This window comes from Acinetobacter sp. ABJ_C5_2 (genome assembly GCF_044538485.1).
Lineage (GTDB): Bacteria > Pseudomonadota > Gammaproteobacteria > Pseudomonadales > Moraxellaceae > Acinetobacter > Acinetobacter nosocomialis_A.
Genome location: NZ_JBIUCS010000002.1, coordinates 1 through 15,414, shown reverse-complemented (window position 1 = coordinate 15,414; position 15,414 = coordinate 1). Strand labels below are relative to the sequence as shown.

The window sequence follows — 15,414 nt, the reverse complement described above, 5'->3', positions numbered from 1 at the left end:
TTAATAGGATAAGACAACTATGGGTGCAAATTCTGCGCTAATTTTTGGAATTTTAATTAACGTTGCGATTTTATTGGTCTTTTTCCGGTTCTTAATGCAATTGGCGGCAGTAAGTCCTTATAATCCTGTGGTTTTATCGACAGTAAAGGCGACGAAGATTGTTGATATTTTTGGCCGTATTTTTCCAACGGTTGCAAAAGGCCGGTTCAATTTAGCCGCGTTAGTTCTTTTAATTATTTTATATTTACTGAAAATTTTCGGTGTGATGTATCTTTCAGGTTCAATGCCAAATAGTCCGATTCATTTAGTGATTCTGACATTTGTGACGATGATCCAAGATTTGATTCGTTTCTGCCGTTATTTAATTTTCGCGACAATCATTTTAAGTTGGGTGGTTATGTTCACTCAATCTCGTTCACCTTACATTGAGGTGATTCAAGATTTAGCCGAACCATTATTAGCGCCGTTCCGTCGTTTACTACCTAACATGGGGATGATTGATTTATCTCCAATTTTGGCTTTCTTGGCACTCTATATTGCCGAAATTTTAATGAATGAAGTCGCTAAAGTTCTTTTAACTGGACTTTAAGTTGAGACGATAAAAAAGGGCTGTATTTCACAGCCCTTTTTTTATTGGTTTATTGATGACTTAGTGTGCATCATCCCAGTTTTGTCCTTGTCCAACTTCAACCACTAAAGGCACGGAAATTTCGACAACGGATTCCATGACACTTGCGATTTGCTTAGAAAGTTCTTCGGCAATGTTTTGATCGGCTTCAAACACTAATTCATCGTGTACTTGAAGTAGTAGCTTTGCTTGATCTTTTGGCAAGATTTTATCAACTGCAATCATTGCAATTTTAATAATATCAGCCGCACTACCTTGCAAAGGTGCATTAATCGCAGCACGTTCAGCAGCCTTACGTACCATCACATTTCGTGCATCAATATCTGGTGTATATAGACGACGGCCTAGAATAGTTTCAACAAAGCCTTGTTCCGATGCTACTTGGCGGGTACGTTGCATATATTCATAGATGCCAGGGTAGCGTTGGAAATATTGCTTAATATAATTTTGCGATTCTTGACGTGTGAAACCTAACTGGCGAATCAAGCCAAACTCAGACATACCATACAGTAGACCAAAGTTTACGGCCTTAGCTTGACGACGTTGATCATTGGTCACATCTTCAATCGCAATACCCAATACTTCTGCAGCAGTACGGCGGTGAACGTCTTGTCCGTGCTGGAACGCATGTACTAAAGCATCATCTTGAGAAAAATGAGCCATTAAACGAAGTTCAATTTGCGAGTAATCGGCTGCTAGTAAAACTCGTCCTTCTGGTGCAATGAATGCTTTACGAATTTGACGGCCAATTTGTCTACGAATTGGAATATTTTGTAAGTTCGGATCAGAAGAGGAGAGACGGCCTGTCGCTGTGAGTGCTTGATGATAACTCGTATGTACACGATGCGTGTCGTTATGAGATTGCTCAACTAAACGGTCAGTATAAGTACTTTTAAGTTTTGCTAAACCTCGATGCTCTAGAATAATTTCCGCTAAAGGATGTTCAATTTTTTCTAAAACACTTTCACTGGTGCTGTATTGTCCAGTTGCAGTTTTTTTGCCACCTTTGATTCCTAATTTATCAAATAGTATTTCGCCGACTTGTTTAGGTGAAGCAATATTAAAAGTTTCATCTGCAATTTCCATCGCTTGATTTTCAAGCCCTTCCATTGTTTTTGCAAATTCAACGCTTAACTTGTCTAGGAATGCATGATCTAGACGTATACCATCTTCTTCCATGCCTGACAAAATGCGAGCAACCGGCATTTCGATGTTGTATAAAATATTTTCTAATTCAGGGTGTGCTTTGAGCTTATTTGAAAGAACTTCATATAAACGATAGGTCACATGTGCATCTTCTGCTGCATAGTGAGCAGCAACTTCAATCTCAATTTGATTAAAAGTTTTCTGCTTTGCACCCTTACCAGCAATTTGTTCAAAAGTGGTGGTTAAGTGGCTTAAGTAGACACGAGCGACATCATCCATGCCGTGGCGAGTCGCCGCTGCATTTAATACATAAGATGCCAGCATGCTATCGAAATACCAGCCTTTAAGTTCTATACCGTGGTTTGCAAAAATGTGTGCATCATACTTGAGGTGATGACCAATTTTTTTAACTGCTTCATTTTCTAGCACAGGTTTAATTTGAGCCAGAACTTGTTCACGATTCAGCTGCTGCGGTGCATTTTCATAGTTATGTGCTAAAGGCACATAGTATGCATCTTGTGCATCAAACGCGATTGAAAAACCAACCATCTCGGCAATACGGTAATCAAGACTTGTAGTCTCTGTATCAATAGCAAAATGATCGGCATTTTGTATGCGTTGCCAGAGCTGATCCCATGCTTCTTGAGTTAAAACAGTATGATAATTTGCAGTCCCAAGCTGGTCATCTTGACTAGTTAAGCTTGCTTGATCTTCGGTTTCTATAGATTCAGCAGGTTTAACTTCGTTTTGAACCACTGTCTGTGATGCTTGCTGCTTATAGCTTGAACTATTTGGGTTGTTTGGATGATCAAGCGACTGTAATTGGTTTCTAAACTCAAGCTCAGTATAAAGATTACGTAGAGCCTCTACATTTGGATCGGTAAGCTTTAATTCATGCCAATCGAGTTCTAAAGGGAGATCACACACAATACTGGCTAATTGGTGATCAAGCTTAATATTGTCTAAGTTATCTTTAATATTTTGGCTAAGTTTGCCTTTAAGCTGGTCTACATTAGCAATGATATTGTCTAAAGTGCCATATTCAGTCAGTAACTTGGCTGCTGTTTTTGCACCCACGCCTGGAACACCCATAATACCGTCGGATGCATCACCCATTAGTGTTAAATAGTCGATAATCTGATTTGGCCAAACGCCAAATTTTTCAAATACACCATCGGTGTCCATTACACGATCTTTAAAGCTATCTTCAAGTTTTACATGGTCATTGACGAGCTGAGCCATGTCTTTATCTCCTGTTGAGATAAGTACATGATGACCTTCGAGTACGGCACGTTTAGCAAGTGTGCCGATAATGTCATCAGCTTCAGCACCCGGAAGACTATATAAAGGAATTCCTTGCGCTTTAATTAATGCATGCAAATATGGAATTTGTTGAGATAACTCTTCAGGCATGGTTGGGCGATCACCTTTATAAATAGGTGAAAGCTTATGACGGAAAGTTGGCTCAGGCGTATCAAAAATGACAGCCATATGTGTTGGCTGCATACGGCGCATCAGTTTTTGAATTGCAGAAATTGCTCCACGTATTGCATTGGTATGTAACCCTGTAGAGGTCGTCAATGGTGGTAATGCATGATATGCACGAAATAAAAAATAGGACCCATCAACCAAGACAAATGGTGGCATTGAACAATTCCTTAATTTGAATTAGGGGTATTTTACGTGAAAACGGCTATGAATGCAGGTTTATGATTTTTGCAGTATTTTGTATGTATAAATATACGCTTGTATTGGCTTGAAGTAAGATGACATGTAATGAAGGTGTCATATTGCTAAGCCCATGTATAAAAAAGACAAACAGGGAATGATCGTCGTTTTGATCGCTTTGACTTTGTTTTTAGCCATTTCAATTGGTTTTAAATTTCAGAGTGCCGTTGTTGCTTTATCTATTGTGCTGACTGTCATACTGGTTCAGTTTTTATCAAATCTGCACCAACGTTTAATTCATTTAGAACAACAGTTTTCTCAGCAGAAAACGCCACTTTATTCTATTCATATGCAAAGAACAGTGATTTATGCAGCCGTCTTGGTTGCATTAGTTGCTTATATCAATCATTGGATGTGGATTGCTGGTGGGGCTTTGCTGGTTTTATTGCTATGTTTGATTCAAACCATCAGTACATTTCATACTAGACTGTTGTTCCTTGAGTCAGCAAAGCAAAATGTTTATGTAGATGAAACCATAAATACAGAAGTTATAAATCCTGTAATAGAACAAGTTAGTTCCAATAATACGGACATGCTAGTCCCAGCGGGAACGGCACCTTTAAATCAAACAGAACAACCAGTTCATGTACAAAGCGCATGGTGGCAACCAGCAGTCGATTGGATGGTTCATGGCAATCCAATTTTAAGAGTTGCTGTTGCTGTGCTTATGGTTGGGGTGGTGCTCTTGCTGCGTTTTGCAAGCGAACACTGGCAGTTAAGCTTAGGTGTTAAGCTGGGCTTTATTGCAATTGCTGGAGCTGTATTAACGGCATTTGGATATACCTTACAAAAGAAAAACCAGCTTTTTGCTGTGGCATTACAGGGTGTAGGGCTTGCGGTTGTGTTCCTGACGCTTGTGTTCTCACATCATTTTGGTGTGATTGCCAATATCACTACAGCAAGTATTTTATTTGCTATTTTATTAGCAATTACGGTATTCCTGAGCTTAAAACAGCAAGCAATTTATTTAGCAATATTAGCACTCGGTATGGCTTATGCAGCACCTTTAGTTATTCCGCAATATCGCCCAGATGTGATTTTCCTGTTTAGTTATTACTTTGTAATTAACCTTGCGGTTGCTGCTGTTAATTTTATTCAGCCTTGGAAAGTTTTAAATCAAATTGCTTTCTTTGCCACAATGTTTATTGGTGGTAGTGCAATCGCATTTTATGCAGAACCCGCAAAGTTTGATACATTAGACTGGATCTTATGGTGTCATATTGTCTTGTTTATTTGGCTTAGTGTCCGTTATAGCCAAAATATATCTCGGACTTCAGCACATGAAAAACAAGAGGGCATTCGTTTACCGCCACTCTTAGATGTGGGTCTTATTTTTAGTGTACCTGTACTGGGCTTTACACTTCATGCCTATTTAGTGCATGAGTCTACTCAAGCGTTGACGATTGGTGCTGCTGTTTTGGCGGGAACCTATGCGGTATTAACGTATTGGATTAAAAAATCCCATCCCCAGCTTTCGGTCCTTGCAAAAAGCTTTTTCATTCTTGCTGTTGCATTTTTTGCCTTAATTTTTCCACTTGCAAAAGGAGCGCACTGGACTGCTATTGGCTGGGTTGCACAAGGTACGGCTTTAATTGTGTGGGGCGTAACTGAACGCTACCGTTTAAGCCGATATATTGGCGTGATTTTAGTTTTACTCAGCTCACTTGCACTGTTTTATCAGGTTTGGGCGAATGAAGAGTTTCCAACGCTAAGCACTAGTATTTATGCAATTGCCCAATTTATTTCGGCCTTTTATTTATTGCAATACAACAGTAAAGAGCAACGCTATTTTAGCGCAAGCATGTTTAGTGGCATTTTCTTATGTTTAGGCATGTACGCGGGCGCTGTAGCTGGTGTGGAAATAATGGCATGGCATCATCATGGTTTGAGTCCATATTTGATGTTTGCCATAGCCTTGATAGCAGTATTTAGTGCAGTTATTCATTATAAGCTTCGTGTCCAATGGGAAAGTTTACAGTTACTTTTAATTAGTCTGTTACTGTTACTAATTTTGGGGGAAGCCTTTACTAGTCAAGTTTTTATATTGTTTAAATGGATAGACTCATTACAGCAAATTACTTTCCTAGTCGCTACCATTATTCTTAGCGGCTTATTTATTATGGCTCAACCGCAGTCGGGTGAATCTGGATACTTAAAAGTCTGGGCTGGTTTAAGTTGGTTATCATTGGCGATAGTTGGTGTGGCTATTTTCCCACAAATGCCAATTGTGGCTTTGTCTTTTATTCCTGTGGTTTATTCGTTTTGGGCGTATAAGTCTCATAAAACGACATTGTTGCATCAAATTCCAGTGTGGTGTTTAAGCTTACTGTGGTTGCTTGTAGTGAGTGTAGATAGCCATTCTGCTGAGTATCTTTATTTTGTTCCTTTAATTAACTTGACTGATTTTCTTTCAATTTCGGTATTTGCAGGTCTACTCTTTATTATTTACCAGCATGATTTTGATCAAGATAAATCACTGGAGTGGACTTTTAAAATTACAACAATTCTAGTGGGGTTGTTGGTATTCAGTAGTGTGGTGGTCAGAGGCTTGCACCATTACTGGGCGACACCACTATGGGGTGCTGCAATTTGGACAAACGGAATAGTCCAGTTAAGTTTGACATTGCTCTGGGTTATTTTGGCATTTGTATTGACTACATTCTCTAGTCGAAAAATGATTCGTCAACTCTGGTTTGTAGGTGCTGCACTTTTAGGGATTGTTGTATTAAAGCTGATTTTGCTTGATCTATCGCAAAGTGCGACATTAACTCGAGTTATTTCGTTTATTGGAGCAGGTGGGGTAATGTTGATTATTGCTTATCTTGCACCATTACCACCGTCATCTTCTGTACAGAAGAATCAAGAGCCTAAGCTTTAGGCTCTTGTTTTAATCCCTTTTGATTACTGTATTGATCGATATCATCGTCAGCAAAAATATTAGATGGTCGATCAATCAAGCCCATTTTAGGAACAGGAATTTCGATTCGGTTATCTAAAAAACCATTACGGATACGTTCTTGCATTTCATCTCGAACTTTTAAAGAATTTTCTTGTCGACACCACATTGTAAATAAAAGCTCAATCGATGATTCCCTAAATGCAGTAACCGTAACTGCCGGTTTTGGATCATCTAATACGAGTGGATAATTTGATGCGACATTCAGTAAAACCTCACGTACTTTAATAATGTCTTCATGGAAGTTGATTGCGAGTGTAATTGGAATACGCCGTATCGGATATTTAGATAAGTTGTGTACAGGCGCACGAATGAGTTGTTCGTTTGGCAAGCGAATATAGACGTTGTCGAGTGTAAGTAGCTTAACCGAAAGCAAATCAATCGAGATCACTTCACCTTCGATGGTATTGCCACGAATAAGAGTAATTTGAATGGTATCACCGACTTCAAATGAACCTTCCCCAATCAAAAATAGACCACTAATCAGGTTACTGGCAGATGTTTGCGAAGCAAAACCCAGTGCTACTGTTAAAATCCCTGCTGCGCCAAGGAAGACACTGAGTTTAAATCCTGCCTCTTTTAAACTCGTCATAATGAAGAGTAAGAAAATAAAATAGAAAATACCACGGCGCCATACAAGGCGTTGATGAGCATTAAAGCGTGAGCCAATGGTTCTAATAAATGTATTTGAAATAATACGGGCAAGAACAAAACCAATAAAGCACAGTACAACACCGACTAAAATTTCACTAATACGTTCGGTATTAATATTGGTAAATATACTTTTGAGGCTATCAGCGATATCTCTAGGAATATTTGAATCAGCCATAGAACCCCCTTAGAAAAATGAATCAAACATATTAAATAGTGCACCACCAGGTGAACGTGGGGGATGTACGTAAGTCACCTCACCGGCAAGAGGAGGCGTACGGTTTTCAATACGAATGCGGGCAGGGCGATCAGACCCTTCATAGTAAACTTTAATTTGAGAAGTCCATAAGCGTCCCGTACTTTCACTATAAAATAGCGGTAGGGCCGTCACTGGTACATTCATGCGGTCAAAGCGTAATTGATGATTACTGGTATTATGGAAATCAATTGGTGTAACCGCACGGAATGCGCGTGGTGTTAAGAGATTTAAGTCGGTACGCCCATCAACAGAGGTTGCGTAGCAAATTTCACCTTGCTGGGCATTTGGGCCAAACCACGTATCTTTAGGCTGAATTACAGGAATCTCAAATAAAGGCTCATGCTGACTTTCGACCAAACCAGCAATCCAGAGAGGAGTACTAATATAAAGAGTCCCTCGCTGACCTGCTGGAATATAAATAGGATCAACAGGTTTAATCACAACAGATCGGTCTGCCAAACGAGGCATGAGTAGAAACTTTGGATTAGTTTTCCGAAACATGTAACGTTCGACTTGAACAGAATGTGGGAAACCGAAATTAGCATCCGGGATGATGTGCCAATCTTGTTCATTATCATCTTGAAGAGTGGGACGATAATATTCGATACGCCATTCTTTTATGCCACGCGTTAAACGAAAGAGCATTGAACCGAATTGCCATGCTTTGGACTGGTTAATTTCAAAGTGCTGCTCACCCCACCATTTTAAAGAATTCTGGGGGCGAGGCTGATATTCATTATTTTCAAACAAGACGTAAAATTCCTCTACCGAGTTGTTAAACAGACTTCACGCTGTAATCTGCTTAGAGTACACTCAAAATCATCTTACTCATCATTATAAATTGTGATGCAAATATTGAAACAAATACAAGTTCCATATAGTTTTGCCAAGCGTCATGGTGTTTTATTTCGTTATGACGGTGATCAAGTTTTTATTGTTAGACGTCAAAATACAGAAAAAATTGCATTGCAGGAAGCAAGACGAATTTTGGGGAAGCCTGCACATTATCAGCTATGTACTGAGCAAGAGTTTAATAGCTTATTGAGTACGAGTTATGCGGGGGATACAGGCGAATCTCAACAAGTTGCGGCTGGCTTAGAAGACCACCCAGATTTATTAAGTTTGGCCGATCAGGTTCCTGAAACAGAAGATTTAATGGATCAGGAAGATGACGCGCCTATTGTGCGTCTGATCAATGCACTTCTCTCTGAGGCAATCCGTGTAGGTGCTTCAGATATTCATATTGAAGCTTTTGAAAAGAAATTATCTGTACGTTTACGGGTGGATGGTCAATTACGCGAAATTGTGCAGCCGCGCCGTGAACTGGCCCCGTTACTTGTTTCACGTATTAAAGTTATGGCAAAACTTGATATTGCCGAAAAGCGTGTACCGCAAGATGGACGTATTTCTTTGCGTCTTGCTGGCCGTGAAGTTGATGTTCGTGTTTCAACTTTGCCTTCGTCTCATGGCGAGCGAGTAGTTATGCGTTTGCTTGATAAACAAGCGGGTCGTCTTAATATGACTCACTTGGGTTTAATGGCAAGTGACTATGAACGTTTAACTCAATTGGTGCATCGTCCACATGGCATTATTTTAGTCACAGGTCCTACTGGTTCGGGTAAAACAACGACTTTATATGCGGCCTTATCTGATCTAAATGACAATACCAGAAATATCTTAACTGCCGAAGATCCAATTGAATATCAACTTGAAGGTATTGGTCAAACTCAAGTGAATACCAAAGTGGATATGACATTTGCTCGTGCTTTAAAAGCAATGTTACGTCAAGATCCTGATGTGGTGATGGTGGGCGAAATTCGTGATTTAGAGACTGCTGAAATTGCGGTTCAAGCATCTTTAACAGGTCATTTGGTTTTATCGACGCTACATACCAATACTGCTATTGGTGCAGTGACTCGTCTTAAAGATATGGGGATTGAACCCTTCTTATTATCAAGTTCTTTAATTGGGGTGGTTGCGCAGCGTTTGGTTCGTACTTTATGTCCACATTGTATGACATGGCGTGAAGCCGATACTTTTGAGAAGCAAGTTTTTCAGCATATTTCCCATGAACCAAGTTTAAAGTTACCAGAGGCTCAAGGGTGTGATCAGTGTTCTCATTTAGGGTTTAATGGCCGTACAGCGATTTATGAAATTGTACCTATTGATGAACCTATGCGCCGTCTCATTCATGGTAATGCAGCTGAATTTGAATTAGAAAATCATGCTCGCCAGTACTCGGGTTCTATTCGTGATGATGGCTTGCGCAAGGTAATTTTAGGTAAAACCACACTTGAAGAAGTATTGCGTGTAACCAATGAAGCAAATGAAGCATAATCTGTAAGATATAAAAAATGCCCGATTTAACTCGGGCATTTTTGAAATGACAAAAATTATTCAGTCACAATATTAAAAGTCACATCAATATTGTTGCGAGTCGCATTTGAATATGGGCAAACAATATGAGCTGCTGCAACTAACTTCTCAGCTTCTTCACGGTCCATACCAATTAAGTAAACATTTAACGTTACTTCAATACTAAAACCTGTAGGAATTGGACCAATACCAACTTCACCTTCAACATAAGCATCTTTGCTAATATTAAATTTATCGCGGTTTGCAACGAATTTTAAAGCACCCAAAAAGCACGCTGAGTAACCAGCTGCAAATAATTGTTCTGGATTAGTTACAGCACCACCAGCGCCGCCCATTTCTTTAGGCACACCAAGTTGTACGTCTAACACACCGTCTGATGAAGTTGCACGACCATCACGGCCACCAGTTGCTTTAGCTTTTGCACGATACACAACTTTTTCTAAAGACATCTTTTAATTCCTAAATTAAATTGAATACAAGTATATCGTACACGACTTAATTATTTTAACAAGCCAAAATTGTAAAAAAATGGGTGATTATTTAGCTATATTTGTACGAAGTTGTGTCAGCTGATCTTTCAGATCAAGTAGGGTGGTCATGTCACAAGAACTTGCTTCTAAAATATGAGCAGGAATATTTACGGCTTGTTCTTTAAGTATTTTCCCTTTTTCACTTAGTGTAATAATCACTTGGCGTTCATCTTCTTTTGAACGTGTGCGATTCACAAGTTGCATTGCTTCTAATTTTTTTAAAATGGGAGTTAAGGTAGAAGATTCTAAAAATAGTTTGTTGCCAATTTCTGAAACAGTGATCTCATCTTTTTCCCATAGGACCAACATCACCAAATATTGAGGATAAGTAATGCCTAAAGGAGTCAAAAGTTTTCGATAAAGCTGATTAAGTGCTAAATTTGTTGAGTAAATGAGGAAACATAATTGATTCTCAAGCTTTAAATTTTGACAGTCTTGGTCCATATATTCCTCAGAAAACTAAAAGATGCTTTTCTAGTATATCGCTTTATATCTGATTTCTTAAATGCTCATAATTCTGAGCTATTGATAAAAATGAGATAACGCAAAAAAAGAGTAATCGAAAGATTACTCTATAACTTTAGAATATGAACTTGAAACAGTTACCAGAGATCGGCAATTTTTTTCATTAAACGAGCACGGTATTTTGCAGTTGGGTTATTTTCATTACGTTGCTGTTCTTGTTCATAGAAATCTTGCCAAGCTGTAATCATTTCTAAGGTTGTTCCTTGTTTTTTAATCATAGAAACATCAGCAGGTTGAATATTTTCTAAACGTTGCCTTGCGCCTTCAGCCCCAGTTCCCCAGCCAATAATCCGCTGACCAAAAGCAGGTAGAGGAATGTTTTTTGGAGTAGGTGGAAGAACATCTTGTTTCAGCTGCAAATTTGGAGAAACAAAATGATTCGTTGCACCAAACTCAGCTGCATAACAGTGAATATTTGCCCCTAAGCAAAAAATGCTAAATAAGTATTTCCACATGAATAATTAAGCTTTTAATAGTGAATTAATTTACGATGCGTCATTAAAGGCATTGATGTACGAACAAGCTCTTGAGCAGATAAATCAAAAGGTACAGTAATTAAACCATTGCCTTCATATTCAATCATACTTAAAACTTGTCCACGGCTATCAGTTGCTCCTGCATGTCCCCACGTTTGACGTTTTTCCCCATGCCAACCTTGTTGCGCTGCTCCTAGAACATAACATTGACTGTCCATTGCACGTGCTTGTAACAAAAGCTGCCAGTGCATTTGTCCTGTTGTATAGGTAAATGCTGCTGGAGCAGTCAATAAATGAGCACCTTGTTGTCTGAGAGTTAAAGCTAACTCAGGAAAACGCAAGTCATAACATACCATTAGCCCAATGTTGCCAAAAGGGGTAGATGTGACTACAACGTCTGTTCCAGGTTCAAAGAAACGAGATTCTTGATATCCACCAACTGCATCGCCAACTTGCACATCGAATAAATGTATTTTGTCATAACGTGCTTCTGTACCTTCAGGACTGATACATAAGCTTACTGTACGCACTCGGCCATCTTGTATGATAGAGCCATCTGGACGAAATGGGCACGGCAGAGTACCTGCAACAATCCAGATTTGATATTGATGCGCAAGTTTCTCAAGTCTTTGCTGGATCGATTCAAATTGCTCAGCTGTTTCACGCTGTTTACCAGCAGCGAAACATACAAAGTTTTCGGGAAAAACAATTAAGCTGGCATTTTGAGCACTGCTTTGCTGAATCAATGACTCGATTATTTGAAAGTTGCTTTCAATGTCATCTTGAGAATTCATTTGAACAACTGAAACAAGAGTCATATACAAATCCAGATTAGCAATAAAATTTAGGCATTTTGCTTATCAGATACTTGTTCAAGCGTGTCTTGTTCTTTCTGCAATTGCTTAACAAGTGGCTCAAACATATTCTGATTATTTGCATTGAGTTTCATCAATGTCTTATGTGCATCCAGAACAGTTCTTAGCATCGCATTATGAGTAATGTGTTCATCCGTTAGCGTTAGAGTGCATACGCTAGGATCACCACAATAATTCAGAATGACAAAAACCTGCCCTAGCCCCATGCTGTTGGCTAAGGTTGTGATATCTGGATTGGTAGATAGCATCACAGCTTGAATATGATGAGTCTGTTTCAGTTTTAAACCTAGCTTGGCTAGGATACCTAATACAGTACTATCAATAAATGTTGTTTTGGTTAAATCAACGATTGCACCAACAACATTCTCTTGCTGTTCAATTCTGTTTAAAAGTTTGTCTAGACTTATACAAGAATGGGCTCGCACTTCACCAATAAGTTTGAAAATATGCGTTCCATTTAAGCTTGCATATTCAACATGACCTGTTGACATATAAATGCCATTTTCAGAGAAGGATAGAAAAATTATCACATAGTGCCATCTCAGACTCAAGAGTCCTTAAGTCGTATATTTTTTAATTGATTGATTTTTAAATTAATTCATTCGACAAAGACTAAAGATGGCAATGTCATCAGCAACATGATCAGGGGCTTGGAATGATTGATTTTGCAAATGTTGGACCAATTGTTGAAATTGATCATTCAATCCACCATCAAATGGTTCTAGTGCTCCATCTGAACAAACAATGAAACGCGCATGACGATTTAATGTACATACATGTTCTTCAACTTCCAATTCGTCAGTTAAGCCCAGAGGAAAGCTACTAGTCGTTAAAATTTTTGGGGGTTGATTAGGTTCAAAAATAATTGGAGGAGGGTAGTGACCTGCACTAGACCAGCGAAGATTATGCGTTTCAAGATTTAAAATACCGACCACGATCGTAATATGTTTTTCAATATTCTCTTGAACGAGCATTCCATTTAATTTTTTGATCAATTGTCGCGGTGTTTTTGAACGGCCATGAAATGCAGCCATCCATGAAGTCAATAAACTGCTTGTGACACCATGTCCCGATACATCAGCAAGATAAAATAAAACTTCTTTATCATTTAATTTCCAATAATCATACCAGTCCCCTGATAGATAAGCGGAAGGTTGAAAAAAAGTTTCAACTTCATAATTTAATAAATCAATAGGATTTGGTAATAACCGTTTTTGTAATTCTGCTGCGGAAGGTAAGTCACGGCTATCTTGATTACGTTTATATTGAGCATCAATTCTGGTTAATGCTTTATTTAAATCTTGAGGTAACTGGTTCCATACCCATCCAGCAAGAGCACCTGCTTCCCATGCCTGAGCTAAAGCACTACCTTCATGCTCAAAAGCAATCACAATTGTAGGCAAACGCCATTTATGAGTCAGGAAATCTTGTACATCTGCAATTGCAATAATTGTTGGGTCATATAAATCGAGATCATCTATGTGAATGACTTGTAAGTCTGGTAATGCATCCAGAGCTTGCTCTAATAAAGGGATAGAGCGGGTCGGTTTAATAAAATACATAGAAGATATGGTAGTCCTTTTACAAGATCACTTTATCCATCATAGAGGATGTATGATCAAAATCAAGGTATTGCCTTTTTATATAAACAGCACAATACCCTGATTTCTTCTTTAATTATTTTTTAGTTTTAGTATGACTATCGTCTGGAACATCTTCAGATTCGTCATCATCAATGAAAGATACATCTGCTGAATTACCTTTTTTCTCAGCAATCTGGAATGCCTTACGTTGGAGATATAAATCGCGAATCATCGCATATTGATCACCTTGTATAGTTTGATCCAAATCTAGATATTGAGCACGTGTATCAATGGCCTGTAACACATTGGTTGACCAGTAAAGACCATCTTGATTATCCATAATATACTTTTGTGGACGAGCCTGAGAATCTACAGCTAAGCCAATACCATCACGTAATGTGCTTGGTCCAAAGAAAGGCAACATCAAAAATGGTCCAGAAGGGACGCCATAGTAACCAAGAGTGACACCAAAGCTTTCATCTTCAGGCGGAAGACCTAAGCGACTAGCAGGGTCAGCTAAACCTAAAGTTGTTAATGTGTTAACAGTAAATCGACCAAGTGTCTTTGCTGCACGTCCAGGGCGTCCTTGAATTAACTGGTTAACAGCATTCCATGGCTCTCCAAGATTTTTGCGGAACTGGCGATAAGAACCACGCACATCTTCTGGAGTTTTCTCATTATATTGAACTGCAACGGGACGAAGAATATTGCGGTCTAACATGTCATTAAAAGAATAAATCGGTCGGTTTAATGACTGTAATGGATCTTTGACTGTATCCGGTTGAGCAGCATTTGCATTGATTTTTAAATCTTTAGCTTTTAGCGCTTTCAAGTCTTTAATAATTTGTGAGCGGGGGCGGCCCTGCTGAGCCTCTGTCGAAGTAGCATCTTCCGAACTAGCGGCAGATTCTTCAGTAAGATTTTCCTGAGCGTGTGCTGAGGTATAAAGACCCACAGCTAATAAGCTCGATAATAGTAAATTAGAATAATTCATATAATTCCTTAACCGCTAGCCAGGCTCTGTTCAATATGCAGTTGGATAGAGATATATTTTAATACAAAAGCGATAAGCTATTATCAATGTAAAATTGGTCAAATAATATAGAAAAATGACTAAAAAGCCTAAAAATTGACCGGTTGAATGATAAAGTTTGAGAAAGGGCTTGCAAAGGGATCTTAATGGTCTATAATGCACATCCATCGGCGGTGATGCAGATAGAAACTTGTTGAAAAACAGTTACTTAGAATTGAGTTGGTTGCTTTGAGTAATGAATTTGATGTTAAGTTGGTTTTGAGAATAAGTTTTAAAAATATCGAAATTACCTGTTGACTTTTAAGAGATTAAGAGTAATATAGCCGACCTAGCTTGCTGGTGACGAACCAGGAAGAAGATCATTAAGAGAATTGAAGAACAACTTGTGTGGATTTTTACTGATTGATTAATCGAAATAATTTTCATTGATTGATTGGTTTAAATTACTCGAAGTTTATTTGAGCGAAATTTAAGTCAGTAATTGATGAGCCAGAATTGGTACCTTGTCTATAAATAAGGTACAAAATGATTTTAACTGAAGAGTTTGATCATGGCTCAGATTGAACGCTGGCGGCAGGCTTAACACATGCAAGTCGAGCGGGGAAAGGTAGCTTGCTACTGGACCTAGCGGCGGACGGGTGAGTAATG

At 38.7% G+C, this 15,414-nt stretch carries 13 protein-coding genes and 1 rRNA gene; 4 read left to right on the top strand and 10 right to left on the bottom strand.

All coding sequences use genetic code 11. The annotated features are described in order from the left end of the window. The first annotated feature begins 19 nt into the window (after window positions 1–19). Window positions 20–589: a YggT family protein gene (locus ACH8JV_RS02720; protein WP_002054582.1), complete on the top strand. Its 570-nt coding sequence runs from the start codon at window positions 20–22 to the stop codon at window positions 587–589. Window positions 590–649: 60 nt separating this feature from the next. On the opposite strand, the gene polA is transcribed toward ACH8JV_RS02720, so the two are convergent. Then, complete coding sequence (gene polA / locus ACH8JV_RS02715; RefSeq protein WP_396519607.1) at window positions 650–3,421, bottom strand: DNA polymerase I; 2,772 nt, start codon at window positions 3,419–3,421, stop codon at window positions 650–652. Window positions 3,422–3,575: 154 nt separating this feature from the next. On the opposite strand from polA, the gene ACH8JV_RS02710 reads away from it, so the two are divergent. Next, complete coding sequence (locus ACH8JV_RS02710; protein WP_396519605.1) at window positions 3,576–6,380, top strand: DUF2339 domain-containing protein; 2,805 nt, start codon at window positions 3,576–3,578, stop codon at window positions 6,378–6,380. On the opposite strand, the gene ACH8JV_RS02705 is transcribed toward ACH8JV_RS02710, so the two are convergent. Both ACH8JV_RS02705 and ACH8JV_RS02700 read right to left on the bottom strand, forming a co-directional pair. Beyond that, window positions 6,370–7,287 (bottom strand): mechanosensitive ion channel family protein, encoded by a 918-nt coding sequence (locus tag ACH8JV_RS02705; RefSeq protein WP_396480550.1) that lies wholly within the window; start codon window positions 7,285–7,287, stop codon window positions 6,370–6,372. The two genes, ACH8JV_RS02710 and ACH8JV_RS02705, sit on opposite strands and share 11 nt — an antisense overlap. A gap of 9 nt (window positions 7,288–7,296) precedes the next feature. Continuing rightward, on the bottom strand, window positions 7,297–8,118 hold the full coding sequence (locus ACH8JV_RS02700) for a hypothetical protein (protein WP_272238692.1): 822 nt from the start codon (window positions 8,116–8,118) through the stop codon (window positions 7,297–7,299). A 96-nt stretch (window positions 8,119–8,214) separates the two neighbouring features. Here ACH8JV_RS02700 and gspE point away from each other — a divergent pair, with 96 nt between their 5' ends. Further along, the gene (gene gspE / locus ACH8JV_RS02695) at window positions 8,215–9,705 is read left to right on the top strand and encodes a type II secretion system ATPase GspE (RefSeq protein ID WP_396519603.1); all 1,491 of its coding nucleotides are present in this window, start codon (window positions 8,215–8,217) and stop codon (window positions 9,703–9,705) included. Between the two features lie 56 nt (window positions 9,706–9,761). Here the strand turns inward: gspE and ACH8JV_RS02690 are convergent, their stop codons facing one another. The 7 genes from ACH8JV_RS02690 to ACH8JV_RS02660 form a co-directional block, all read right to left on the bottom strand. Continuing rightward, window positions 9,762–10,193, bottom strand: a complete 432-nt coding sequence (locus tag ACH8JV_RS02690) for an organic hydroperoxide resistance protein (protein WP_000051124.1) — start codon at window positions 10,191–10,193, stop codon at window positions 9,762–9,764. 87 nt (window positions 10,194–10,280) lie between these two features. After that, window positions 10,281–10,718, bottom strand: a complete 438-nt coding sequence (locus tag ACH8JV_RS02685) for a MarR family winged helix-turn-helix transcriptional regulator (RefSeq protein ID WP_396519602.1) — start codon at window positions 10,716–10,718, stop codon at window positions 10,281–10,283. Window positions 10,719–10,876: 158 nt separating this feature from the next. Beyond that, window positions 10,877–11,254 (bottom strand): DUF4951 domain-containing protein, encoded by a 378-nt coding sequence (locus ACH8JV_RS02680; RefSeq protein ID WP_077169007.1) that lies wholly within the window; start codon window positions 11,252–11,254, stop codon window positions 10,877–10,879. Window positions 11,255–11,268: 14 nt separating this feature from the next. After that, window positions 11,269–12,093, bottom strand: a complete 825-nt coding sequence (locus tag ACH8JV_RS02675; protein WP_191106998.1) for a carbon-nitrogen hydrolase family protein — start codon at window positions 12,091–12,093, stop codon at window positions 11,269–11,271. A gap of 26 nt (window positions 12,094–12,119) precedes the next feature. Next, entirely contained in the window at window positions 12,120–12,641 is a 522-nt protein-coding gene (gigB, locus tag ACH8JV_RS02670; protein WP_396519600.1) for an anti-anti-sigma factor GigB, read from the bottom strand. Between the two features lie 102 nt (window positions 12,642–12,743). Next, window positions 12,744–13,712, bottom strand: coding sequence for an RsbU family protein phosphatase GigA (gigA, locus tag ACH8JV_RS02665; protein WP_263612964.1), 969 nt, complete (start codon window positions 13,710–13,712; stop codon window positions 12,744–12,746). 115 nt (window positions 13,713–13,827) lie between these two features. Next, window positions 13,828–14,727, bottom strand: coding sequence for a VacJ family lipoprotein (locus ACH8JV_RS02660; protein WP_396519598.1), 900 nt, complete (start codon window positions 14,725–14,727; stop codon window positions 13,828–13,830). 571 nt (window positions 14,728–15,298) lie between these two features. Here ACH8JV_RS02660 and ACH8JV_RS02655 point away from each other — a divergent pair. After that, window positions 15,299–15,414: ribosomal RNA gene (locus tag ACH8JV_RS02655) — 16S ribosomal RNA — on the top strand; the annotation flags it as partial.

Bases quoted from the DNA above. Each gene is read 5' to 3' on its own strand.
- ACH8JV_RS02720 (WP_002054582.1), top strand. From the start codon at position 20: ATGGGTGCAAATTCTGCGCTAATTTTTGGAATTTTAATTAACGTTGCG.
- polA (WP_396519607.1), bottom strand. From the start codon at position 3,421: ATGCCACCATTTGTCTTGGTTGATGGGTCCTATTTTTTATTTCGTGCA.
- ACH8JV_RS02710 (WP_396519605.1), top strand. From the start codon at position 3,576: ATGTATAAAAAAGACAAACAGGGAATGATCGTCGTTTTGATCGCTTTG.
- ACH8JV_RS02705 (WP_396480550.1), bottom strand. From the start codon at position 7,287: ATGGCTGATTCAAATATTCCTAGAGATATCGCTGATAGCCTCAAAAGT.
- gspE (WP_396519603.1), top strand. From the start codon at position 8,215: ATGCAAATATTGAAACAAATACAAGTTCCATATAGTTTTGCCAAGCGT.
- ACH8JV_RS02690 (WP_000051124.1), bottom strand. From the start codon at position 10,193: ATGTCTTTAGAAAAAGTTGTGTATCGTGCAAAAGCTAAAGCAACTGGT.
- ACH8JV_RS02685 (WP_396519602.1), bottom strand. From the start codon at position 10,718: ATGGACCAAGACTGTCAAAATTTAAAGCTTGAGAATCAATTATGTTTC.
- ACH8JV_RS02680 (WP_077169007.1), bottom strand. From the start codon at position 11,254: ATGTGGAAATACTTATTTAGCATTTTTTGCTTAGGGGCAAATATTCAC.
- ACH8JV_RS02675 (WP_191106998.1), bottom strand. From the start codon at position 12,093: ATGACTCTTGTTTCAGTTGTTCAAATGAATTCTCAAGATGACATTGAA.
- gigB (WP_396519600.1), bottom strand. From the start codon at position 12,641: ATGTCAACAGGTCATGTTGAATATGCAAGCTTAAATGGAACGCATATT.
- gigA (WP_263612964.1), bottom strand. From the start codon at position 13,712: ATGTATTTTATTAAACCGACCCGCTCTATCCCTTTATTAGAGCAAGCT.
- ACH8JV_RS02660 (WP_396519598.1), bottom strand. From the start codon at position 14,727: ATGAATTATTCTAATTTACTATTATCGAGCTTATTAGCTGTGGGTCTT.